The organism is Streptomyces sp. NPDC032126 (genome assembly GCF_055580085.1).
On sequence record NZ_JBVIMA010000001.1, the window covers coordinates 1,506,693 to 1,528,682 of the forward strand.

The 21,990-nt window shown below is 72.6% G+C and carries 17 protein-coding genes; 6 read left to right on the forward strand and 11 right to left on the reverse strand.

The window, feature by feature from the left end:
• Positions 1-9: 9 nt before the first annotated feature.
• The 3 genes from ACZ5NW_RS06415 to ACZ5NW_RS06425 all read right to left on the reverse strand — a co-directional run bounded on the left by ACZ5NW_RS06415 (position 10) and on the right by ACZ5NW_RS06425 (position 4,716).
• On the reverse strand, positions 10-2,163 hold the full coding sequence (locus ACZ5NW_RS06415) for a hypothetical protein (RefSeq protein WP_468742567.1): 2,154 nt from the start codon (positions 2,161-2,163) through the stop codon (positions 10-12).
• Positions 2,160-4,091, reverse strand: a complete 1,932-nt coding sequence (locus tag ACZ5NW_RS06420; RefSeq protein ID WP_468742568.1) for a hypothetical protein — start codon at positions 4,089-4,091, stop codon at positions 2,160-2,162. The genes ACZ5NW_RS06415 and ACZ5NW_RS06420 overlap by 4 nt, the downstream gene beginning before the upstream one ends.
• A gap of 298 nt (positions 4,092-4,389) precedes the next feature.
• Positions 4,390-4,716 (reverse strand): hypothetical protein, encoded by a 327-nt coding sequence (locus tag ACZ5NW_RS06425; RefSeq protein WP_468742569.1) that lies wholly within the window; start codon positions 4,714-4,716, stop codon positions 4,390-4,392.
• Between the two features lie 322 nt (positions 4,717-5,038).
• Between ACZ5NW_RS06425 and ACZ5NW_RS06430 the strand changes: the two genes are divergently transcribed.
• From ACZ5NW_RS06430 to ACZ5NW_RS06445, 4 genes are all read left to right on the forward strand, one after another.
• Entirely contained in the window at positions 5,039-6,019 is a 981-nt protein-coding gene (locus ACZ5NW_RS06430; RefSeq protein ID WP_468742570.1) for a monodechloroaminopyrrolnitrin synthase PrnB family protein, read from the forward strand.
• Between the two features lie 61 nt (positions 6,020-6,080).
• Positions 6,081-7,379: a flavin-dependent oxidoreductase gene (locus ACZ5NW_RS06435; RefSeq protein ID WP_468742571.1), complete on the forward strand. Its 1,299-nt coding sequence runs from the start codon at positions 6,081-6,083 to the stop codon at positions 7,377-7,379.
• A complete protein-coding gene (locus ACZ5NW_RS06440) occupies positions 7,376-8,224 on the forward strand; it encodes a class I SAM-dependent methyltransferase (protein ID WP_468742572.1) in 849 nt (282 codons plus the stop codon). Before ACZ5NW_RS06435 ends, ACZ5NW_RS06440 begins: the two co-directional genes overlap by 4 nt.
• A gap of 363 nt (positions 8,225-8,587) precedes the next feature.
• On the forward strand, positions 8,588-9,349 hold the full coding sequence (locus tag ACZ5NW_RS06445; protein WP_468742573.1) for a GNAT family N-acetyltransferase: 762 nt from the start codon (positions 8,588-8,590) through the stop codon (positions 9,347-9,349).
• Between the two features lie 49 nt (positions 9,350-9,398).
• On the opposite strand, the gene ACZ5NW_RS06450 is transcribed toward ACZ5NW_RS06445, so the two are convergent.
• The 4 genes from ACZ5NW_RS06450 to ACZ5NW_RS06465 all read right to left on the reverse strand — a co-directional run bounded on the left by ACZ5NW_RS06450 (position 9,399) and on the right by ACZ5NW_RS06465 (position 14,129).
• Complete coding sequence (locus tag ACZ5NW_RS06450) at positions 9,399-10,589, reverse strand: GTP-binding protein (RefSeq protein ID WP_468742574.1); 1,191 nt, start codon at positions 10,587-10,589, stop codon at positions 9,399-9,401.
• 6 nt (positions 10,590-10,595) lie between these two features.
• Positions 10,596-10,766 carry a 50S ribosomal protein L32 gene (gene rpmF / locus ACZ5NW_RS06455; protein ID WP_468742575.1) on the reverse strand — a complete coding sequence of 57 codons (171 nt, stop codon included), beginning with the start codon at positions 10,764-10,766 and terminating at the stop codon, positions 10,596-10,598.
• Positions 10,767-10,839: 73 nt separating this feature from the next.
• The gene (locus ACZ5NW_RS06460) at positions 10,840-13,284 is read right to left on the reverse strand and encodes an FtsX-like permease family protein (RefSeq protein ID WP_468742576.1); all 2,445 of its coding nucleotides are present in this window, start codon (positions 13,282-13,284) and stop codon (positions 10,840-10,842) included.
• Entirely contained in the window at positions 13,278-14,129 is an 852-nt protein-coding gene (locus tag ACZ5NW_RS06465) for an ABC transporter ATP-binding protein (RefSeq protein ID WP_468742577.1), read from the reverse strand. Before ACZ5NW_RS06465 ends, ACZ5NW_RS06460 begins: the two co-directional genes overlap by 7 nt.
• A 240-nt stretch (positions 14,130-14,369) precedes the next feature.
• On the opposite strand from ACZ5NW_RS06465, the gene ACZ5NW_RS06470 reads away from it, so the two are divergent.
• Entirely contained in the window at positions 14,370-15,632 is a 1,263-nt protein-coding gene (locus tag ACZ5NW_RS06470; protein WP_468743006.1) for a sensor histidine kinase, read from the forward strand.
• Positions 15,605-16,264 carry a response regulator gene (locus tag ACZ5NW_RS06475; protein WP_468742578.1) on the forward strand — a complete coding sequence of 220 codons (660 nt, stop codon included), beginning with the start codon at positions 15,605-15,607 and terminating at the stop codon, positions 16,262-16,264. The genes ACZ5NW_RS06470 and ACZ5NW_RS06475 overlap by 28 nt, the downstream gene beginning before the upstream one ends.
• A 13-nt stretch (positions 16,265-16,277) precedes the next feature.
• Here ACZ5NW_RS06475 and meaB read toward each other — a convergent pair whose 3' ends face one another.
• The 4 genes from meaB to ACZ5NW_RS06495 all read right to left on the reverse strand — a co-directional run bounded on the left by meaB (position 16,278) and on the right by ACZ5NW_RS06495 (position 21,967).
• A complete protein-coding gene (gene meaB, locus ACZ5NW_RS06480) occupies positions 16,278-17,276 on the reverse strand; it encodes a methylmalonyl Co-A mutase-associated GTPase MeaB (RefSeq protein ID WP_468742579.1) in 999 nt (332 codons plus the stop codon).
• Complete coding sequence (gene scpA, locus ACZ5NW_RS06485) at positions 17,273-19,465, reverse strand: methylmalonyl-CoA mutase (RefSeq protein ID WP_468742580.1); 2,193 nt, start codon at positions 19,463-19,465, stop codon at positions 17,273-17,275. The genes meaB and scpA overlap by 4 nt, the downstream gene beginning before the upstream one ends.
• The gene (locus ACZ5NW_RS06490; protein ID WP_468742581.1) at positions 19,465-21,270 is read right to left on the reverse strand and encodes a methylmalonyl-CoA mutase family protein; all 1,806 of its coding nucleotides are present in this window, start codon (positions 21,268-21,270) and stop codon (positions 19,465-19,467) included. Before ACZ5NW_RS06490 ends, scpA begins: the two co-directional genes overlap by 1 nt.
• Before the next feature lie 124 nt (positions 21,271-21,394).
• The gene (locus ACZ5NW_RS06495) at positions 21,395-21,967 is read right to left on the reverse strand and encodes a CGNR zinc finger domain-containing protein (protein WP_468742582.1); all 573 of its coding nucleotides are present in this window, start codon (positions 21,965-21,967) and stop codon (positions 21,395-21,397) included.
• Between the last annotated feature and the right edge of the window lie 23 nt (positions 21,968-21,990).

Genomic DNA, 21,990 nt, shown 5'->3' on the forward strand with positions numbered 1-21,990 from the left:
GTGGTCTCCTCAGTGGTCGGGCGGCGTGATGAGGTCGGTGACGTCCCGGATGCGCGTCACAGGGCGTCCGGCGGCGGTCAGTTCGGCGACCAGGCGCATACGCCCGGCGACGCCCTTCAGCGCGTCGCGGGCGGCGCCGCCCTGATCGGCGGTGAGGGAGGCGGACAGGGCGGTGATCCACGGCGGGATGCCCGAGCTGGTGCCCTCGGCCACGGCCGTCCAGCCGCCGTCCGGGGCCCTCGTCTCCACGGCGACCCGGGTGACCCGGACGTCGACCGGCCGCACCTCGGCCGCGTCCCGGCCGAGCGCGGACAGCAGCGCGGCCCGCCGCTCGTCCGGCACATCGATACGGCTGGTCAGCTGGAGGAACGCGACTGGCCCCGCCTCGATGAGGCCGATCGCGTCCGGGCCGTTCAGGAAGGGGCCGGGTGGCAGGTAGGTCCAGGTGCCGGGCCGCCCCGGGTCGGGCCGCAGCTCGACTCCGTCGACGGTGACCGACGGGTCCACGTCGACGACCAGGCGCTCCCCGGGCGGCACCGGGTCGGACCAGTCGCCGGGCACGGTCCGCCAGACGAGTCCCGGTTGGAAGGGCGAGGTGGCGATCCAGCCGATGTCCGTCTGCGGCCGGTCCGCGCTCAGCCGCACCGACCGCGGCTCCGCTCCGGGGTCGCCCTCGGCCCGCCACTCCACGACGAGCGGGCCGCCGGCCGGCGCGTGCCGCAGCCGGGCGCGGTGCGCCCCGAAGCCGGGCAGGACGGCCGGGTCCAGGTCGATCCGCCGTCCGTCCAGGGGCAGTTCGACGGGGCTGCCGGGGCCGAGCGGCCTGACGGTCACTCCGGTGGGCGGGGCGTCCCCGGTGATCGGCACGGCGAGCACCGGACGGCCCGCGTCGACCCGGCCGACCACGTCGCCCCGCGCGGTGCGCACCTCGGCGACGGCGAGCGCGGTCAGCGCCGGGGTCGCGCGGACCACGGCCAGCGGGGTGGGGAACGCCTCGGGAGGAAGCAGCAGCAGGGTGGTGTCGGCGGGCCGCCAGGGTCCCTCCACCTCACCGGCTCCCTCCAGGACGGCGCGCAGCCGCACCTCGCCCCGCAGGCGTTCGCCGGGCGCGAGGGCGATCCGGGCGTCGGCCACCCCGGCGGGCGCGGTCAGCGCGACGCTCACGGTGACCTCCTGCGGGCGTACGGGTGACGCGGGGACCCGCAGGTCGGCGAAGAGGGCGGCCAGACCGGCGACGGGAGCGGGCAGGTTGGCGGCGAACGTCACCCTGGTCCGGCCCGTGGGCACGCCCGGCGCGTCGACCAGGCGCACATACCGCTGGGGGTCGCTCCCGGCGAACGCGCGCTCCGCCGCGTCCGGGGCGAGGGTGAGGATCCGCTCCACGACGACCGGCTCCGGCTCGGCCAGATCGAGGGTGCGCGTCCCCGCGGGCACCTCGGCGAGCAGCCGGTGCAGGGGCTCGGCGACCTGCTCGGGCTCGGACACGACGGCGCGCAGCCGCAGCCCGAGGGCCAGCGCCCGGGCGGGGTCCGTCGGGGCGCCGAAGACGATCTCGTCGAGGGCGGCGGTGAGCCGGTCGAAGGAGAGGACCGCGGTGGCGCCGAAGCGGTGGGCCAGCGCGGCCAGCAGCGCCGGCGGATCGACGGTCGCCGTGGCCGGCACGGTCGGGGCCACGGCCCGGAACGTGAGCCGCAGGGCCGCCTCCACCGGCAGGACCGCCTCGCGTACGAGGTCGGCGGCGAGCGTCGCCTCGTCGGCCGGCAGTTCCGCGACGACCCGGGCCGTCGTCAGCTCCTCCGGTCCGAGGACCAGGGGCGGGATCGGCGTACGGCCCGGGGGACGGAACCGGGCCGTGACCACGAGGACGCCGCCCAGCGGTTCGGCCGCCGCCAGCAGCAGGGGCAGCCCGCGCGTAGCGGCTGCCTCACCGGCCGGCGTCAGCGGGGTGTCGAGGGCGAATCCGGCCTCGAACCGGCTGACGGGGGTGGGCCCTTCCCGCAGCAGGGTGACGAGCAGCGCCGCCGTGCCGTCGTCCTGGCGGGCCAGGTCGAGCACGGACGGCAGGGCCACCCCGAGACCGGGGCGGTCGTACGCCTGGTACACGTCCCCGGGGAGGGCGGACAGCGGTCGGCCCAGGTCCGGCAGTCCGGCGAGGCTCGTCATGGCTGCGGCGCCGTCCTGACGGGCAGCAGGATCGTCCCGGGCGTCACCCGCCAGGCGCTCTCCCCGACGCCGCCGGACTGCCACCAGGTCTCGGTCCGGTAGCGCAGCGGCGGAACCGGAGCACCCGTCAGGATCGGCTGGATCGGCAGCCGGATGGTGGTGCTCGCCGTCGGCTCGGCCTCGGTGAGCCGTACCGTGCCGCCGTTCTCGACGACCACGACGAAGGCCACCACCCGGTCGTCCGGCCGGTCCGGGCCGGTGAACTGGGCGGGCAGCGCCTCCACGTGGACCACCTGGGTGAGGTGAGGGTTCGCCGTGCGGTCGAAGACGCGCTCCCAGACGGCCTGTCGGTCCGGCTCGCTGACCACTCCGCTCTGGTCGAGCACGATCCGGTCCGGTCCGGCCGCGGGGAGGGTCTCGGCGGGCACCAGGGCGATGTCCAGACGCTCGCCCGGCGCGAGCCGGTGCGCGGGCGGGAGGCCGTCGAGGCGCAGCGGCACTTCGCGGTCGCCGAGCAGCGCGGTCGCGGAGAGCCGGTCGACGCGGGCCGGGCTCTCGGCGGCGTTGGTGAGGGTGGCGGCGATCCGGTCCGGCTTCACCTCGGTCAGGGCGAGGGCGAGGACATCGCCCACCATGGTCTCCAGCCGCAGTTCCAGGGGCAGGTCCTCGGCCTGGTCGCCGCCCGCGCCGATCCGGATCTCGCCGCGCAGCAGACTGAGCGAGGCGCCGAACAGGGCCTCGTAGACGAGTCGGAAGTCGTCCAGCCTCAGCGTCTCGGCGTGGGTCAGCCCGAACTCCAGGTCGATCAGCGCGCCGGGCCGGTCGGTGAGGGCCGTGGACGGGGCGCCGTCGCGCGGGAGGGCGAGGCGGAGCACCGGTTGCGCCTCGGGCAGGACGCTCACCTCGATCGGTGCGCTCGCGCCGCGCGCCCGGGCCTGCTCCTCCAGCGTCGGCCGGGCGCTCTCCAGCCGGCGCGGGTCGGTCACCGCTCGGGCGAGGAACTCCAGGGTGACCTGGATGTCCTCCTCGGTGTCCGCGTCGGCGGCGCGCACCCGCAGCGCCGGTCCGGAGGCGGAGCGGGCCAGCCGGAAGCGGTCGGGTACGAAGAAGAAGCGCTGCGGCCACACCGGGTCCTGCCAGTACGAGTGACCGTGCCCCTCGTAGGGGATCCGCAGCCGCCTCATCGGGGCGACGCCGGCGTCCCCGCCGCCGAGCCGGTCGCGCTGGGCCGGCGAGATCACCAGCGGGGTCGGCGGAGCGGCCCAGTCCAGCCGCAGTGACTGCTGCTCGTAACCGGGCAGTCCGGCGGGGGTCGCTGTTCCCGTGGGCACGCCGACGGTGATGCCGCGGCCGACGGTCAGCGACACGCTCGCGCTCAGCGACGACAGGGCGGCGAGCACCTGCTCGCGCAGTCCGGGTGCGGCGAGGGGCATCTCGGCGGTCACCGTCGCGCCGTTCGGGATGACGGTGGGGAAGGCCAGCTCGTGGACGACCTCTCCGCCTTCGAGGACGGGCAGCCGGTACTTCATCGACACCGCCAGGGTGTGCGGCAGTTGGCCGATGGCGGGGCCGTCGGCGGGGGAGGCGGTACGGGTCAGGGTGACGAGGAGGGTGTCGACACCGTCGCGGGCGCCGAGGGCGATACGCGGCTCGTCGACGGCGCCGAAGCGCTCGAAGACGAGCGCGTAGCGGGGGAGTGCCATACGGACGGTGCCGTCCGGGCTCTCGAAGACATCGGCGTCGGTCGGGGTGCCCCCGGGGGCGATGGGGACGGTCAGCTCGAAGCGGCTGAGGACGATGCCGGACCAGGGCCAGGGCCAGACGACGATCTCGTCCCACGGGACGCGGCGCGGGCGCGCCCACGGGGGCAGCGTCTTCCTGGGCAGGACCTTCGGCAGGCGAGGGTCGATGGGGAGCCGTGGATCCACGGGCAGTCGCGGTAGCCGCGGTAACCGGGGGAATCGTTCGGGATCGACGCCGAGCGGGTCGAAGCCCGGCACGCGCCTGCCGACGTCACTGCACATGGATGGGCCCGCCCCCCGTCGCGCTGATGATCCCGTGCGGCCCGATGAGCGAGTCGCCCCTACGTGCATAGAGCAGACAAATAACCCGTATTCGGATCAACGTGCTGCAAGAATGGACCTACCGTGCGTGACGGTCAAGGTGGGAATTTCGGATTCCGTAAAACCGCATTCCCTGGGGCCCAAGGGGCCGCTGTTCGGTCAGTCACGTCGTGCGGGTGACGGTCTTTCGGTAAACGGCGATGGCCTGGTCCGTCGGGTAGTTGGGGACGGTGACCGTGGCGCCCGTCTCCTTCGACACCACCACTTTGGCTCCGCCGGGCGGGGCCGGCCGGCTCGGGTGGGACACCTCGGTGTGGCGTGGGAAAACCGCGTGGACCAGGTACCCGATGTCGAATTCATGGACGTGCAGTTCGGCGGCGGTGCCGTCCGGGAGCCGGGGTGTGGCGTAGCGGGCGCGGACGATTTCGATGGCCTGCTCTGCACTGATAGGCGCGCCTTGGGGGAATGGGGCGGGGATGTCCCGGGTCATGAAAAACACCTTGTCAGGATTCAGGTCGGGCGGACGGGGAATCTTGTCGGCTTCTACCAAGGAAGCCATTGGCCGATTAGGCCTACCTTGGTGCTGGCGGACGATCGGCCCCACCACTCCGCTCCCGGAGTAGGCCCTTTCACCTTTCGTGCGATGGCTCATTCTCTGCTTCTCCGACGTCACGTGGTAATGGATCCTGCCGGAAGGGTTGGTTCATATGCACTGCAGTGCGCACTTAGATGTGACCTCCGAGGAACGGAACGAGAAGGTCAGGCAGCTCGACCCCCTGAGACTGGACCAGGAAATCCGGGCGCTGCCCAAAATGAATGACGCCGCGGACGTCGCCGCGCTGGCCTGCATTCTCGGCCAGGCGCTTCCCTCCGAGGAGTGCATAGCCGCGCTCAGTCCACCCGAGTGTCTCGCCGCCATGCGTGACCTCGGCATGTATCTCGGGAGTCTGAAAAGACACGGGGTGTCCGCCTTCGACATCATTCCGGGGGCGACCAGATCCTTCCAACTCCTCGGGCAGCGCACCCGGATGATCCCACGGGACACCGTGTACCACTACACGTGCTGGAATCCGGTGGGCGAGCGCGAGCGCCTCTACAGCGGGCACCAGATGGAGCGCGACCTGATCAACGCGGTGCGCACCTGCATCCCGGATCTGGCCAACGCCATCGACGTCGGCTGCGCTCTCCAGGGCGAGGAGCTGGGCAGTCCCGCCCACGCCGAGAAGCTGGCCTCCCTCGCCACCTACATCACGGGAGCCGACCGGGCGATGCGCGGGGTACTGGAGAAGGTCACCCCCGAATTCTTCGCCCAGGTGCTCAGACCGTACTTCGAGGACATCGACATAGCGGGCCAGAACTACATGGGGCCGGCGGCGGCCCATGTCCCCCTCTTCCTCATCGACGTCCTGCTCTGGGCCTCCGACCGCGGCAGCCGCGGGTACCTGGACTTCTGCGACGAAGTCGCTCTGCACACCCTTCCCGACTGGCAGGAACGTTATTCCGAGTGGTCGGGGATGCCGTCCCTGACCTCTCGCATCGCGGAGGCCCTCGACGACTCCCGCGCGTCGTCCGCGAACGAGCATGTGCGGTCCAGTGCGAAGTGTCTGCGGGAAGCCCTCAGATCACTCACCTCGTTCCGCGGAAAGCATCTGGTGATGGCGCGCCGCGCCTACCACGAAGAGGTCCGGCTCTATGAACTCGGCAGTGGCGGAGGCAGCGTGGATCTCCTCGAAGAGATCCTCGCCCTCACCCGGCAGAACGGCTCGATGATGGGCCGCCCGGCGGTGCAATGAAGCGGCGGAGCGGTGAGGAAAAGAGTTTTCGCGTGCGATCCGAAGGGGTTATGTGCAGTCGATGAACATCACGATCGTTGGGTCCGGAGTGGGTGGACTCGCCACGGCGATCAGTCTTCACGAGGCGGGCTTCGACGACGTCACCGTCTTCGAGGCCGATCGTCAGCTCCGGCCGGTCGGTCTTGGACTGAATATCTTGCCCAATGCCGTACGTGAACTCGCCGAACTGGGGCTGCTGGACGCGCTGGAGGAGCGGGCCGTACGGACCCGTGAATTGGCCATGTACAACCCGCACGGCAATCTCGTCTGGCGGGAGGATCGCGGAGTTTCGGCCGGTTACATCTGGCCCCAGTTGTCGATATCGCGCTCCCATCTCGTCCTGACCCTGGCGGCCGAGGTGCGCCGCCGCCTCGGGAACGACGCCGTCGTCAATGATGCCCGTCTCGTCGGCCTGACCACGGACCCGGGCAGGACGACCGCGACGTTCGCGGACCAGGGCGGTTCCCCGCGGACCGTCGAGACCGACCTGCTGATCGGCGCGGACGGCATTCACTCGACCGTGAGAGCGACGCTGTATCCCACCGAGGGCCCGCCGGTCACCAACGGAATGACCCTGTACCGAGGAACCGCCTGGTCGGAGAAATTCCTCACCGGAAGCTCGATGGCCGTTCTCGGCGACGACCGGAGGCGGCTCGTCCTCTATCCCATCGAGTGGGACGAGACCACGGACAGAACGCTCGTCAACTGGGTGGCCGCATTTCCCGGCGGCGAGGACGACGAGCGCCTGCGGACCTCGCACGACGCCGCCGAGAAACGCAAGGCCATTCTGGACCGGTTGGGCCATTGGTCCCCTCCTGGTCTGGACCTGTCGGTTCTCCTCGACGCCACGCCGGACATTCAGCAGTATCCGATGATCGACAGGGATCCTCTCCCGCAGTGGACGTTCAACAAGGTGACGCTTCTCGGCGACGCCGCCCACGCGATGTACCCGGCGGGCTCCAATGGGGCGACGCAGGCCATCATCGACGGTCGCGTGCTCGCACGGCATCTCGCGACGCACGCGACCGTGGGCGACGCCTTGCGCGCTTATGAGGACGAGCGCCGACCGCAGATGACGGATCTTCAGAAGAGCAATCGCTCCATGGGGCCGGAAAGAGTGCTCAACCTGGCTCATGAGCGCGCCCCGCAGGGATTCGCCGACGTGTCGGACATCTTCAGCGAGGAGGAACTCGAAGAGATCTCCCGCAGCTACGCGGTCACAGGGAAGTTCGATCAGGACTGGGTCAATTCACGGCCCTCGCTGTCCGTCGGCCGTCGTCATCGGCCGACCGTGCGGCTCAACAACCGGAGTGCAGAGTGACAGAGACGACCCGGCGGGACGACAAGTCCGAGGCCGTGAAGGAGACCAGTTTCATCACCGCGGTCATCAGGGCCATGGAGAACGACCGCCCCGACGCGTATCTGGTGGATCGGCACGCGGAACTGCTGAGCACGCCCCGGTCGAGAAGGATGGCGGAGGAGGCGCTCGGCGCCGGGGGCACGGTCGGGTCCGTGATCGTGCGCGGCCGTTTCGGCGACCTCGCGCTCGACCAGGCCGTCGCCGGGGGCATCACCCAGGTGGTCTGTCTCGCGGCGGGCAGCGACACACGTGCCTGGCGTCTCGGCCTTCCTCCTGGGACCCTGTTCTTCGAAGTCGATCTGCCGGGCCAGTTGGAAGCGAAGGAGCTGCTTCTCGCGCCCGTCGAGGACCAGTTGACCTGCCGTCGGGTCGCGCTCAGCGAGGACCTGCGCGGGGACACCTGGCCGCGGCGCCTGGAAGCCGCCGGCCATGACTCCGACCAGCCCACCGTCTGGATCATCGAGGGTCTGCTGCCGTACTTGCAGCTCGAACATTTCACCGAGCTGATCGAGAACGTGAAGAAGCTGTCGAGCAGTGGTTCCGTTCTGCTCATCGACGCCCCGCACGCCGACTACTTCACGGATCCGGCCAACGCGGAGTTCCTGGCCTTCATGAAGTCCCGGGGATCCGCGTTCCAACTCGGCCTGGACGACTTCGGCGGCTTCCTGCGCCACCGGGGCTGGCAGGCGGAGGCGTACACGTTGCGGGAACTCGCGGCGGGCTCCTGCGCGTGGCTGCCGACTCCGCCCGAGCGGCTGTGCCCGCCCCGCGACCATCACTGGGTGGCCCGCGCCCACCTCGTCTGACAGGGATCCGTACCGGACCCCGCGATCCGCCGCCCGGAGGCCGGGCGGCGGATCGGCCGCGTCGGAAAACGGCTTGCCCGCTCCGGCCGGCCGTGGCAGAGTCTGCCGGGCCCGCGACCGTGCGGGCGCCTTCACGGTGAGGAACGAAAGCCAATGAACTCGGCGTCCCCCAGCGGCCGCCGTAGGAACTGAGCCCGCGCGTTCGAGCGGCCTCAGCCTGCCACGTCGTGCTCCACGGCGGCCCCACGACGCGATGCCTGACGCATCGCCACTCGGTCGTGCCCTGAACTCCCCGGATCCCCCGCCGGATTCCCCGGGGCCTTCAGCGACTCCCTTTGAGACTTCGTGAGGTCATCACCCGTCATGGACACCCAGGTCCAGAGCTTTGCCGTCACCCACCTCCGCCGCCGCCCGTCGGCCGTCGAGACCGGTGGTTTCGTCGTGGGCTTCACCCCCGGCACCGACAGCCCCTACCTCAATTACGCCACCCCGCTGCCCGGCGCCGAGCCGAGCGAGCGGGATGTCGCGGCCCTGATCGGCGCCTTCAGGGAGCGCGGCCTGCTGCCCCGGCTGGAGTTCGTCCCCGAGGCCGCCCCCGGAGTGGAACCGGCGCTGCGGGCGGCGGGCTTCACCACCGAGGCGGTGCACACCTACCTCGTGTGCACCCCCGACTGGCTGACCGTTCCCCGGTCCGCCGACGCGCCTCGCGTGCGGACTCCTGCCTCCGACGCGGAGTACGCCGCGCTCGACGCCGCGCTGTCCGAGGCGTTCGGCGGCGCCTTCGCCTCCTCCCCGGAGGGCGTGGACCGGCTCCGCCGCATCCAGGAGAGCGGCGGAGCCGTCCGCTGTGTCGCCGATGCGCGGGGCGGCTGTGCCGGAGGGGCGTCCTGCTCCCCGCCGGCCGAGGGCACCGCCGAGCTGTCCGGCGTCGGCACCCGCCCCGACCACCGCGGCCGCGGCATCGCCGGAGCGGTGACGGCCGCGGTGACCGAGGCGATGTTCGGCCAGGGCGCCGGATCGGTCTGGCTGGAGTACTCCGGAGAGGGATCCCGGCGCGTCTACGAGCGCGTGGGCTTCCGGCCGCAGGGCACGCGTCTGTACGTCTCGCTGCCCCCGGAGCGGTGACCCCGAGGGCTACCCGAGCGTTCGAGGGGCGCCGAGGCGGTCCGCAGCCTCAGCCGTTCGTCACGAGCGCCGCATGATCCGCATGATCCGTGTCCTCGTGTACGCAGACGTCGTCCACGCCGTAGGTGTCCCACGCGGGGAACGGGTCGTCGGGCGGGAGGTCCTCGCCGGCTGTCATGAGGCAGGCGGCGAGGGCGGCTCGTAGGGACTCCGGGTCCAGATCGGTGCCGATGAAGACCAGTTCCTGGGCGGCCGGGTCGGCGGGGTCGCGGACGGCCGAGGGCTCGAAGCGGGCGACCGACCCGGCCTGCGACCACAGCCCCGTCACCCGGGGACGGCTCGCCAGGGTGAAGAACCCCTTGGAGCGCAGTACGTGCCCGAAGACGCCGCTGCCGAGCCGGTCGCTGACGAACGTCCACAACCGCCCGGGATGGAAGGGCACGGGGGAGCGGAAGACGGTCGAGGAGATGCCGTACTCCTCCGTCTCGGGCACGTGGTCGCCGTTGAGCTCCCTCACCCAGCCCGGGGCCTGCTGGGCCCGTTCGAGATCGAACAGGCGGGTGCCCAGGACGTCGGCGGCCCGCACCCGCCCGTGCGTCGCCGGTACGACACGGGCGGCCGGGTTGAGACGGGCGAGGGTCGCCCGCAGCCGCTCGGCCGTACCGGTGTCGACCAGGTCGAGCTTGTTGAGCACGAGGACGTCGGCGAACTCGATCTGGTCCATGAGCAGATCGCTGACCGTGCGCCCGTCGTCCTCGTACTGGTCGAGGCCGCGCTCGGCGAGTTCGTCGCCGCCGGCCAGCTCGGGCAGGAAGCCGGCCGCGTCGACGACCGTGACCATGGTGTCGAGGCGGGCGACGTCGCCGAGGGTGGCGCCGTCGTCGCGGGCGAAGGCGAAGGTGGCCGCGACCGGCATGGGCTCGGAGACACCGCTCGACTCGATGAGCAGATAGTCGAAGCGGCCCTCGCGGGCCAGTCGGTCGACCTCCAGCAGCAGGTCGTCGCGCAGGGTGCAGCAGATGCATCCGTTGGTCATCTCGACCAGACGTTCCTCGGTGCGCGAGAGCGCCGCCTCGCCGCCCCGGACGAGGGCGGCGTCGATGTTGACCTCGCTCATGTCGTTGACGACGACCGCGACGCGCAGTCCCTCGCGGTTGGCGAGGACATGGTTCAGCAGGGTGGTCTTGCCCGCGCCCAGGAAGCCGGACAGGACGGTGACGGGCAGTCGGTGGTCGGGCATCGGGCGTCAGCCCTCGGGCCGCAGCAGACCGCGCTCGTACGCCTTGGCGAGCCGCTGCGGCACCAGATGCCGTACGCCGTCCACGGTGACCGGCACCAGCTGTGGCGTGCTCGCCTTCCACTGGGCGCGGCGGTGGCGGGTGTTGCTGCGGGACATCTTCCGCTTGGGGACGGCCATGAGGTTCTCCTGGGAGGGGTGAGGGACACGAGGACGCTACATGAAAATGGATCCCATTACCAACATGGCGCCCTCATTCCCGTACGCCCGCCAGCTCCACCACCCCCCGGCGCAGGGCCGCGGCGGCGGACACCGTCGACGGGACCACGGCGAGCACCGCGCACCCACCCGTGACGGCGCCCAGCGCCGGCCACGGCATCTCGACCGACGTCCGCACCGACAGCAGGCCCAACGCGCCCCACATCCCCGCCAGGTCGATCCCGGCGACCACGGTGCCCAGCACCGCGCCGACCGCGACCACCAGCACCGCCTCGGCGCCCACCAGCCGCACCACCTGCCATCGCGTCGCCCCGGCCAGGCGCAGCGCGGCCAGCTCGCGGACCCGGTCGGACGTCGCCATGACCGTGGTGTTGGCCAGCGAGATCCCGGTGTAGAGCAGGGCGATGCCGAGGACCAGCAGCACCCCCAGCCCGGTCGTCCGGTCGGTCCCGGGACGACTCGCCCGTATCCACTGCTCCTTGGTGAGGACCTGCCCGTCCGTCGCCGTGCGCAGCTCCTGGGCCACCCGGCCCTCGTCGGCCCCGTCGGTGAGGGTGACGTCGACCCGGTCGACGGGCGCGCCCGGGGCGTTGCGCGGGGTGACGTAGACGCCGTTGTCTCCCGTGCCGGTGGTCATCACCGCGGCGATCCGCAGCGACCTCCTCGTGCCGTCGCCGAGCCACACGTCGACGTACTGACCCACCGTGTGCCGCTGCCACTCCTCGTTGACGATGATCGAGCCGTCGTCGAGGTCGCCCGTCCGTCCGGCGGCCAGCGGGAGCCGGGTGGTGGCGGCGAGCGGCCCCGGTTCCGCGGCACGGGCCTCGGACGTGACGAGCGCCCCGCCGTCCTCCAGGACATGGACGGCGCTCGACGCGGTCGCCGACACCTCGATGCCGGGCACCGCGCGCAGCCTGCGCAGCGTCGCCGCGTCGAATCCCGTACCACCGGCGGGTACGACCACGAAGTCGGCGGCCGTCCGCTCGCGTGCCTCGGCGGCCCTCGCCTCGTTCAGGGTCGCGGTGGCGCCCAGGAGCGAGCCCGCGAGAGCGACCGTGACCAGGACGGGCGCCGCCACGGCGGCGGTGCGCCGCACACCGGCGGCCGCGCTCTCGCGCACCAGCATGCCGCCGGCCCCGGGCAGCCGGCCGAGCAGCCGGGTCAGCGGAGGCGCCAGCACCGGTGCGAGCAGCGCCACCGCCGTGATCAGCAGCATGGGCCGGCTCACGTACGTCTTGCGGTGCAGCAGGTCGCCCGGATCGCGCAGAAGGGCCGTCGTCAGGGTCACGGCGGCCGTCAGCAGCAGGGCCGCGCCCGCCAGCAGGCGGCCCCGGGTCATCGCCGCGCCGTCCACGGATGCCTCGCGCAGCGCCTGCGCGGGGCCGGTGCGTCCCGCCCGCCAGGACGCGGCCACCGCACCGGACAGCGCGACGAGCAGCCCCGCCCCGAACGCCAGGTGATACGGCCACAGATGGCCGCCCACGGTGAACCACCGCGGAGCCAGATCGCCGTCGACCGCCCACGCGGCCAGCCGGGGCGCACCGACGGCCCCCAGCACGCAGCCCGCGGCCGAGGCGAGCACGCCGACCAGCAGGGCCTCGGCCAACACCATCCGGCGGATCTGCCCGGGGGCCGCCCCCGAGGCGCGCAACAGCCCGAACTCACGGCGGCGTTGGGCGACCGCGAAGGCGAAGGTGGAGGCCACCACGAACACCGAGACGAAGGCGGTGACGCCGCCGGCCGTGCCGAACAGGGCGTTCATCGCGGTCATGGCCTGCCCGTCCCGCTCCGGAGCGGCGTCCGCGAGCCGGCGCGCCGCACCGGTGAGCACCCGTACGCCGTCGGCGCCGCGCACGGCCTCGCGTACGGCAGCCGGGTCGGCGTCCACGACGAGCTGGAGGACGGCCGGTTGCAGGGCGGCGGCGCGCTGGTCGTCGTAGAACACGGCGTTCTCGAAGGGCGGGGATCCGCGCCCGGCGACGGTGCCGACGACCCGTACGGTGCCGTGGTCCGTCCGGACGCGTTCGCCGGGCCGGGCCCAGCCGCCGCTCACGACGACCTCGTCGGCCGCGCGCGGCGCCCGGCCCGCAGTGATCTCGTACGGCGCGAAGGCGGCGGTGGACCAGGGGTGGCCGATCAGAGCGCCGGGTGCGCCCTGCGCCCGCACGGCGAAGGAGCGGTCCTCGACGACGGTGCCGAGCCTCCTCAGCCGGGCTACGGTCGCGGCGGGCACGGCCCGCGGGTGCGTGAGCGGCCGCACCCGGTCGCCGGCCGGTGTGGGCACGCGCAGGGTGTCCGCCCCCTTGACCACGACCGGCGCGGCGGCGAACCGCTCCGGTGCCCGGGGCGGTGCGTCCAGGGAGGACGCGAGCACCAGACCCATGACGGCGATCAGCGCCACACCGAGCGACAGCGCGACGAAACTGCCGACGAAGGCGACCCAGCGGGTCCGCAGGGTCCGCACGGCGATCCTCAGCACGACACGGCCTCCGCTCCGACGGACCGCTGCCCGCTGGGCGGCGCGGCCTCCAGACCGGTCATACGGGCGGCGATCGTCTCGGCGTCCGCGCCGGTCAGTTCGCCGTGGACCCGGCCGTCGGCGAGGAAGACCACGCGGTCGGCGTAGGCGGCGGCGACCGGGTCGTGCGTGACCATGATGATCGTCGTTCCGTCGCCGTCGGCCATGCCGCGCAGCAGCGTGAGCACCTCACGGCCGGTCCCGGAGTCCAGCGCACCGGTCGGCTCGTCGCCGAAGAGCACCTCGGGGCGGGTGATCAGCGCGCGGGCCAGGGCGACCCGCTGCTGCTGGCCGCCGGACAGCTCGGCCGGACGGTGCCGTGCGCGCTCGGCGAGGCCGACCTGCCGCAGGACCTCGCGGACCCGGGACCGGGAGGGGCGGCGGCCGGCCAGGCGCAGCGGCAGGGCCACGTTCTGTTCGGCGGTCAGGGACGGCAGCAGGTTGAAGGCCTGGAAGACGAAGCCGACGCGCTCGCGGCGCAGCAGGGTCAGCCGGGTCTCACTGAGTTCGGTCAGCTCGGTGCCGCCCAGGGTGATCGACCCCGAGGTGGGCCGGTCGAGGCCGGCGGCGCACTGCAGCAGGGTCGACTTGCCCGAACCGGAGGGGCCCATGACGGCGGTGAACGTCCCCTGGGCGAAGGAGAGCGAGACCCGGTCGAGTGCCGTGACCGCGCTGTTGCCCGAACCGTACCGCCTGCTGACGGAACGCAACCGGATCGCGTCGCCGCCCGTCCGCGCGGAGGTCGTGCACCCGACGTCGAGCTGCCCGGAGTTCGTCCGCGACGAGTTCCTCCGCAACCAGCCCATCCGCGAACTGTCCATCCGCAACACGCGTTCATCCGTCCCCGGTTCATGTGTCCCCGCCTCGGTAGGTGCCGGTGATCGTGGCTCCACGAAACCGCGACAGGACCGGCGGGCACATTGCGCCTGGGCCGAGTCCTGGGGGTAGGGCCAGGCCTACCCCGATGCTCGCCCGGGCCCGATGGCCCCGGCCGGGGCGGCCCTTCTACGGTGATCCGCATGCACCCTCGGAATGTGTGGCAGGCCATGTCCCGGCCGGGCTACCCCCTGTCGTCGTGGCCGTGGCGGTCGGCCGGCTATCTGCTGACCGGTGCGGTCGCCGGCGTGCTGGTCCTCGTGTCGCTGCTGACCTTGGCCGTCGTCGGCGGGGTCCTCACGGTCGTGCTCGTCGGCCTGCCGCTGCTCGCCCTCACGGCGCTCGCCGGACTCCCGGTGGGCTGGGCCGAGCGTCATCGGCTGCGCCTCGTCGACCGGGAGCCGACGCCCGCTCAGCACCGGGCGCCCGCCGGAGCGGGACTGCGGTCCTGGGTGACGACCCGGCTGCACGAGCGGGCCACCTGGCGGGAGTTGGGCTACGCCCTGCTGTTCGCGCTGCTGCTGTGGCCGGTCGACGCCCTGGCCGTCACGGTCGCCCTGCTCCTCCCGCTGTCCCTGGTCGCGGCCCCGCTGCTGATGGCCACGGTGGGCGACGGCCGGGAGACGAAGGTGCTCAAGGTGTGGACGGTCACCAGCTGGCCGGCCGCCGTCGGTGTCGCCCTGCTCGGGCTCGTCCTCATGGCGCTGTGCGCCTACGTCCTGGGCGTCGCCGCCGGGGCCCGTGCCGCACTGACCCGCCTGCTGGTGGCCTCGCGCGAGGCCGAGCTGGGGGACAGGGTCGTCGAACTCACGCGCTCCCGCGTCCGGTTGGTGGACGCCTTCGAGGCCGAACGCCAGCGTATCGAGCGGGATCTGCACGACGGGGCCCAGCAGCGGCTCGTCGCGCTGACGATGGCGCTCGGCCTGGCGCGCCTCGACGCACCGCCCGGACCGCTCGCCGATCGGCTCGCCACCGCGCACGACGAGGCCGGCAAGGCCCTGGCGGAGCTGCGCGAACTCATCCACGGCATCCACCCCAAGGTCCTCGCCGACTACGGCCTCGCGGCGGCCGTCGCCGACGCCGCCGACCGCTCGGCCGTCCCCGTGGACGTCGATCTGGAACTCCCGGGGCGCCTGCCCCGAGCGGTCGAGGCCGCCGCCTACTTCGTGGTCTGCGAGGCGCTCGCCAACGTCGGCAGGCACAGCGGGGCGAGCCGGGCCCAGGTGAGCGGCGAGCACCGCGACGGCCGTCTGGTGGTGCGGGTGCGCGACGACGGGCGCGGCGGAGCGGACCCCGCGGCGGGCAGCGGGCTGACCGGACTCGCGGACCGGGTGTCGGCGCTCGATGGCAGACTCTCCCTGACCAGCCCGCCGGGCGGACCGACCCTGTTGCGTATGGAGTTTCCTTGCGAGTGGACCGATCGCTGCGCGTAGTGCTGGCCGAGGACAGCGTGCTGCTGCGCGAGGGGCTCGTCGGGCTGCTCCAGCGATGCGGTCACGAGGTCGTCGCGGCCGTCGGCGACGCCGAGGCGCTGATCGCCGCGGTCGCGGAACACGCCCCCGACGTCGTCGTGACGGACGTGCGCATGCCGCCCGCGTTCCAGGACGAGGGGCTGCACGCGGCCGTGCGGCTGCGGGAGAGCCGGCCCGCCTTGCCGGTGCTGGTCCTCAGCCAGTACGTGCAGCGGAGGTACGCCGCGGACCTGCTCGACTCCGGCGACGGATCAGGCGTCGGCTATCTGCTGAAAGAACGCGTGGGACAGGTCGAGGAGTTCGTGGACGCGCTGTGCGAGGTCGCGGACGGCGGCACGGTCGTCGACCCCGAGGTGGTACGCCAGTTGCTGCGCCGCCGCCGGGATCCGCTGGAGCGGCTCACCCCGCGCGAACGCGAGGTGCTGGCGCTGATCGCCGAGGGCCGGTCGAACGGGGCGGTCGCCCGCGCCCTGGTGGTGACCGAGGCGGCGGTCGGCAAGCACATCAGCGGCATCCTCACCAAGCTGGACCTGCCGCAGACCGACGAGACCCACCGCCGGGTGCTGGCGGTCCTGGCCTACCTGAGAGCGTGAGCCCTCGACCGCGTCAGGACGACCCGGCCCCGTCGGTCCAGCCCGGCAGGGCGCCCAGGATGCGCTCCGCCGCCAGCGTGGGTGTCAACTCGCCGTCCCGGACGCGCTGTTCGAGGGCCGGCGCGAGCGCCCTGACCGACGGGTCGGCGTGCAGGCGGTCGAGGAGTTCGTCGCGGACCATGGTCCATGTCCAGTCGACCTGCTGGTCGCGGCGCTTGGCGGTGAGCCGTCCCGTCGAGTCCAGCAGGGTGCGATGCTGTTCCAGGCGCTCCCAGACACTGTCCAGACCGGTCGACTCGCGCGCGCTGCAACTCAGCACCGGCGGGGTCCAGATCGCGTCCCCGCCGTGCATCAGCCGAAGCGCGCCCGCCAGTTCACGCGCGGCCGCGCGGGCGTCGCGCTCGTGCGGCCCGTCCGCCTTGTTGACGGCGATCACGTCGGCCAGCTCCAGCACACCCTTCTTGATGCCCTGCAGCTGGTCTCCGGTGCGGGCGAGGGTGAGCAGCAGGAAGGAGTCGACCATGTTCGCGACCGCGGTCTCGGACTGGCCGACGCCGACCGTCTCCACCAGGATCACGTCGTAGCCGGCCGCCTCCATCACCACGATCGACTCACGGGTCGCCTTGGCGACACCGCCCAGCGTGCCCGCGGTGGGGGACGGCCGTACGAAGGCCGCCGGATCCACGGCGAGACGCTCCATCCGCGTCTTGTCGCCGAGGATCGAGCCGCCGGTACGGCTGGACGACGGGTCCACGGCCAGGACGGCCACCCGGTGGCCCAGCCCGGTCAGCAGGGTGCCGAACGCGTCGATGAAGGTCGACTTCCCGACCCCCGGCACCCCGCTGACGCCGATCCGCCGGGCCCTGCCGCTGTGCGGCAGCAGCTCGGTGAGCAACCGCTGCGCCAGCGCCCGGTGCTGCGGGCGGGTGGACTCGACGAGGGTGATGGCGCGGGCGATGACCGCCCGCTTCCCGTCGAGCACACCCTTCACATAGGCGTCGACATCGATCACAGCTCGTGCCCGAGGTCCGCCGACAACCGTCCCACCAGGTCGTACGCCGCGTCCGGGATCACCGTCCCGGGCGGGAAGACGGCCGCCGCGCCCATCTCCAGCAGCGTCGGCACGTCCTGCGGCGGGATCACCCCGCCGACCACGATCATGATGTCCTCGCGCCCCTCCTCGGCCAGTTGCTCCTTCAGCGCCGGTACGAGGGTGAGGTGACCGGCGGCCAGCGAGGAGACCCCGACGATGTGCACGTCCGCCTCGACGGCCTGGCGGGCCACCTCGGCCGGGGTCTGGAACAGCGGGCCGACGTCCACGTCGAAGCCGAGGTCGGCGAAGGCGGTGGCGATCACCTTCTGGCCGCGGTCATGGCCGTCCTGGCCCATCTTGGCGACCAGGATGCGCGGGCGCCGGCCCTCGGCCTCCGCGAAGGCGGACACCAGGGTGCGCGTGCGGTCCACGGACGGGGACTCGCCTGCTTCGTTGCGGTACACACCGGAGATCGTACGGATCTGGCTCGCGTGCCGGCCGTACACCTTCTCCAGGGCGTCGGAGATCTCACCGACGGTCGCCTTGGCGCGGGCCGCGCGCACCGCCAGCTCCAGCAGATTGCCCTCGCCCCCGGCGGCCCGGGTGAGCGCGTCCAGCGAGTCCTGGCACGCCTGCTCGTCCCGCTCCGCGCGCAGCCGGCGCAGCTTCTCGATCTGCTGGGCGCGCACGGAGGAGTTGTCGACCTTGAGCACCTCGATCTGCTCGTCGCTGTCGACGCGGTACTTGTTCACGCCGATGACCGGCTGGCGGCCGGAGTCGATCCGGGCCTGGGTGCGGGCCGCGGCCTCCTCGATGCGCAGCTTGGGAATGCCGGCGTCGATCGCCTTGGCCATGCCGCCCGCCTGCTCGACCTCCTGGATGTGCTGCCAGGCCCGGCGCGCCAGGTCGTACGTCAGCTTCTCCACGTACGCGCTGCCGCCCCACGGGTCGATCACCCGGGTGGTGCCGGACTCCTGCTGGATCAGCAGCTGGGTGTTGCGGGCGATGCGCGCGGAGAAGTCGGTGGGCAGCGCCAGCGCCTCGTCGAGGGCGTTGGTGTGCAGCGACTGGGTGTGCCCCTGGGTCGCGGCCATCGCCTCGACACACGTGCGCGTGACGTTGTTGAACACGTCCTGCGCGGTCAGCGACCAGCCGGAGGTCTGCGAATGGGTGCGCAGGGAGAGGGACTTGGAGTTCTGCGGGTCGAACTGCTTGACCAGCTTCGCCCACAGCAGGCGCGCCGCCCGCAGCTTGGCGATCTCCATGAAGAAGTTCATGCCGATCGCCCAGAAGAACGACAGCCGGGGCGCGAACGCGTCGACGTCCAGGCCGGCCTCACGGCCCGCCCGGATGTACTCCACGCCGTCCGCGAGCGTGTACGCCAGCTCCAGATCGGCCGTCGCTCCGGCCTCCTGGATGTGATAGCCGGAGATCGAGATGGAGTTGTACCGCGGCATCCGCTGCGAGGTGAAGGCGAAGATGTCGGAGATGATCCGCATCGACGGCTTCGGCGGATAGATGTAGGTGTTGCGGACCATGAACTCCTTGAGGATGTCGTTCTGGATGGTCCCGGCCAGCTTCTCGGGCGGCACGCCCTGTTCCTCGGCGGCGACGATGTACAGCGCCAGCACCGGCAGCACGGCGCCGTTCATCGTCATCGACACGGTCATCTTGTCCAGCGGGATGCCGTCGAACAGCTGCCGCATGTCGTAGATCGAGTCGATGGCCACGCCGGCCATGCCGACGTCACCGGTCACGCGCGGGTGGTCGCTGTCGTAACCCCGGTGCGTGGGCAGGTCGAAGGCGACCGACAGGCCCTTCTGGCCGGCCGCCAGGTTGCGCCGGTAGAAGGCGTTGGACTCCTCGGCCGTCGAGAAGCCGGCGTACTGGCGGATCGTCCAGGGCTGGTTGACGTACATCGTCGGGTACGGGCCGCGCAGATACGGCGTGGCGCCCGGGTAGGTGCCCAGGAAGTCCAGGCCCTCCAGGTCCTGCCCGGTGTACAGCGGTTTGACCGGGATGCCCTCCGGGGTCTCCCACAGCAGGTCGTCCCCGCCGGCCGCCTTCTTCACGGCCGCACGCCACTCGTCGGCGTCACCGGCTGCGGCCGGGGTCCCCAGCTCGATCCCGGAGAAGTCGGGGATGGAGGGGCCGGAAGGGGCGGTCATCAGGACACTCCCATGCGGTCGAGGGTGGCGGACAGAAGGGTGACGGCGTCGCAGCCCGCGAACACGTACGCGTCGACGCCGGTGTACTCGCCCCGGCCGGCGAGGAACACATGCGTGGCACCGGCGGCCTTCAGCCGCGCGGCCACGGATTCGGCCTGCTCCTCGTACACGGCGTCGCTGGAGCACAGCACCGCCTCGGTGGCGCCGCTGTCCTCGAAGCTCCCCTCGGTGACCGGGTCGATGCCGCCGGCCTGGAACAGGTTCGAGGCGAACGTCAGACGGGCGGTGTGCGCGGCGGCCGGGCCGAGCGCGGCCAGGTAGACGCGCGGGCGGGAGCCGGTCGCGGCGAGGTGGGCGTCGGAGCGGGCGCGCAGCTCCTCGTAGGCCTCGTCCCGGCGCACCCGGGGCAGACCGCCGGACGGCGGCTCGGGGGCGGCGGCGCGGACGACCGGCTTCTCCGCCAGATGCGGGAACTCGCTGACCCCGGTGATGGGTTCGCGCCGCTTGGCGAGCTTCTTGGAGCGCTCCGCCCAGGTCGTCGCCAGGTCGGTGCGGATCCGGCCCGAGCGCAGCACGGCCGCCTGGCCGCCGTCCCGCTCGATCGTCCGGAAGAACTGCCAGCCCGCGTGGGCGAGTTCGTCGGTGAGCCGCTCCACGTACCAGGAGCCGCCCGCCGGGTCGATCACCCGGGCCAGGTGCGACTCCTCGATGAGGATCGTCGAGGTGTTGCGGGCGATGCGCCGCGCGAACGCGTCCGGCAGCCCCAGCGCGTGGTCGAAGGGCAGCACGGTGACGGAGTCGGCGCCGCCCGCCCCGGCCGCCAGCGTGGCGACGGTCGCCCGCAGCATGTTCACCCACGGGTCGCGGCGCGACATCATCACCGGCGAGGTGACCGCGTGCTGGACCTGCGCTCCGGCGCCCGGTGCGCCACTGGCCTCGGCGACCCGGGCCCACAGCCGGCGCGCGGCCCGCAGCTTGGCGATGGTCAGGAACTGGTCGGCGGTCGCCGCGTACCGGAACTCCAGCTGCGCACAAGCCTGTTCAACGCTCAGCCCGGCCCCGGTCAGCTCCCGCAGATAGGCCACGCCGGTGGCGAGCGAGGCGCCCAGCTCCTGTGCGGCCGAACCCCCGGCCTCGTGATACGGCAGCGCGTCCACGGTCAGGGCCCGCAGCCCGGGATACTCCTCGGCGCACCGGCGGGCGAGTTCGAGCACCGGTGCGATGTCCTGCGCCTGTCCGGTGCGGGCCTCGTGGCCGAGGGGATCGGCGCCCAGATTGCCGCGCGCGGCCTCCCCGGCGACGCCCCGCTCCTCGTACAGGCGCAGCAACTCCTGTGCGGCGGGCACGAGTTCGGCGCCCGCGTCGAGGACGACGGGGGCGAGGTCGAGGTAGACGCCGTCGAGGACCCGGCCGAGGGAGGACACCGGGATGCCGCCGTCGCCGACGGCCAGCCACAGCGAGGTGACGCCGTTCTCCAGGTCCGCGAGCACCGCGGGGCCGTCGGCCACCGTGTGCCGCTGCCGGATGTCCCAGCCGCCCAGGGTGTTCCCCTCGGCCCGGGCACCCCGGACAAAGGGTGCGAACCCGGGCAGGCCGGGCTCGGGCGCGGCGTCGCGCGCGGTGTAGAGAGGCCGGGTGGTGAGCCCGTCCTCCAGGGCGGTGGACAGGGCTTTCTCGGCCTCGGCGCCCTCGACGTCCTTGCCCGCCTTGCGCAGGACACCCGCCACAAGGCGCTGCCACTGCTCGTGGGGCACGTCAGGGAACTCGCCGGCCAGCTCAAGCCCGTCGTCAGGCAGGACCGTCATGCTCGGATGCTAGGGCAGAGCGCTAAAGGGACAGCAGAGGGGGCGGCTGTGACCTTGCCCTCTCCGACGCTGTGACCTGGCCCTCCTCGCGCCGGCCTGACGCCTCGGGACCCCCGTAGTGCCCCTACGGCGCGTCCGCCTCCGCGTGTCTGCGTGCGGAACGGTGGCTGGCCACCCGCTCCCGTGTGGCGCAGCGCGGTGAGCAGTACCGACGGGCCGTGCCGCCGGCCGCCGCGACGTACACGTTGGAGCAGCTGGGGGAGGCGCAGACGCCTCCCGGCAGGCGCTGGCGGTCCCAGATGAGCACGGCCAGGGCCATGCAGGACGAGGCGAGGAGCCACTCCGCCCACGGCGCCGCGTCGTCGCTGTCGAGGTGGATGTGCCACGGCGTGAGGCCCCCGTGGGACGTCAGCCGCGCGGGCCCGGATCCCTCGGCCAGGAGCCCGTTCAGCCGGGTCGCCGCCTCGTCGACGTCGGCCGCGGCGAACACGCTCCGCAGGGACTCGGCGACCGCGCGCATCTCCCGGACGTCGTCGGCGGAGACGTCCAGCCCGCCGACCTCGCCGAAGCGGTGCAGCACCGCCTCGATGTCCCCCGGTCCGGCCTCCCGCTCGCCCAGGACGTTGACGAGCGCCGCGGCGCGCTGCGCGATCCGCAGGACGGAGTGGCGCGTGTCCCAGTCGTCCGTGTTCTTCATATACGTCCTTGTCCCGCCCGCTC

Coding starts and splice junctions, on each gene's coding strand:
- scpA (WP_468742580.1), bottom strand. CDS start 19,465: ATGACCGCCCCTTCCGGCCCCTCCATCCCCGACTTCTCCGGGATCGAG.
- ACZ5NW_RS06495 (WP_468742582.1), bottom strand. CDS start 21,967: ATGAAGAACACGGACGACTGGGACACGCGCCACTCCGTCCTGCGGATC.
- ACZ5NW_RS06450 (WP_468742574.1), bottom strand. CDS start 10,589: ATGCCCGACCACCGACTGCCCGTCACCGTCCTGTCCGGCTTCCTGGGC.
- ACZ5NW_RS06470 (WP_468743006.1), top strand. CDS start 14,370: ATGTCCCGGCCGGGCTACCCCCTGTCGTCGTGGCCGTGGCGGTCGGCC.
- ACZ5NW_RS06435 (WP_468742571.1), top strand. CDS start 6,081: ATGAACATCACGATCGTTGGGTCCGGAGTGGGTGGACTCGCCACGGCG.
- rpmF (WP_468742575.1), bottom strand. CDS start 10,766: ATGGCCGTCCCCAAGCGGAAGATGTCCCGCAGCAACACCCGCCACCGC.
- ACZ5NW_RS06425 (WP_468742569.1), bottom strand. CDS start 4,716: ATGACCCGGGACATCCCCGCCCCATTCCCCCAAGGCGCGCCTATCAGT.
- ACZ5NW_RS06490 (WP_468742581.1), bottom strand. CDS start 21,270: ATGACGGTCCTGCCTGACGACGGGCTTGAGCTGGCCGGCGAGTTCCCT.
- ACZ5NW_RS06465 (WP_468742577.1), bottom strand. CDS start 14,129: ATGGGCTGGTTGCGGAGGAACTCGTCGCGGACGAACTCCGGGCAGCTC.
- ACZ5NW_RS06415 (WP_468742567.1), bottom strand. CDS start 2,163: ATGACGAGCCTCGCCGGACTGCCGGACCTGGGCCGACCGCTGTCCGCC.
- ACZ5NW_RS06430 (WP_468742570.1), top strand. CDS start 5,039: ATGAATGACGCCGCGGACGTCGCCGCGCTGGCCTGCATTCTCGGCCAG.
- ACZ5NW_RS06445 (WP_468742573.1), top strand. CDS start 8,588: ATGGACACCCAGGTCCAGAGCTTTGCCGTCACCCACCTCCGCCGCCGC.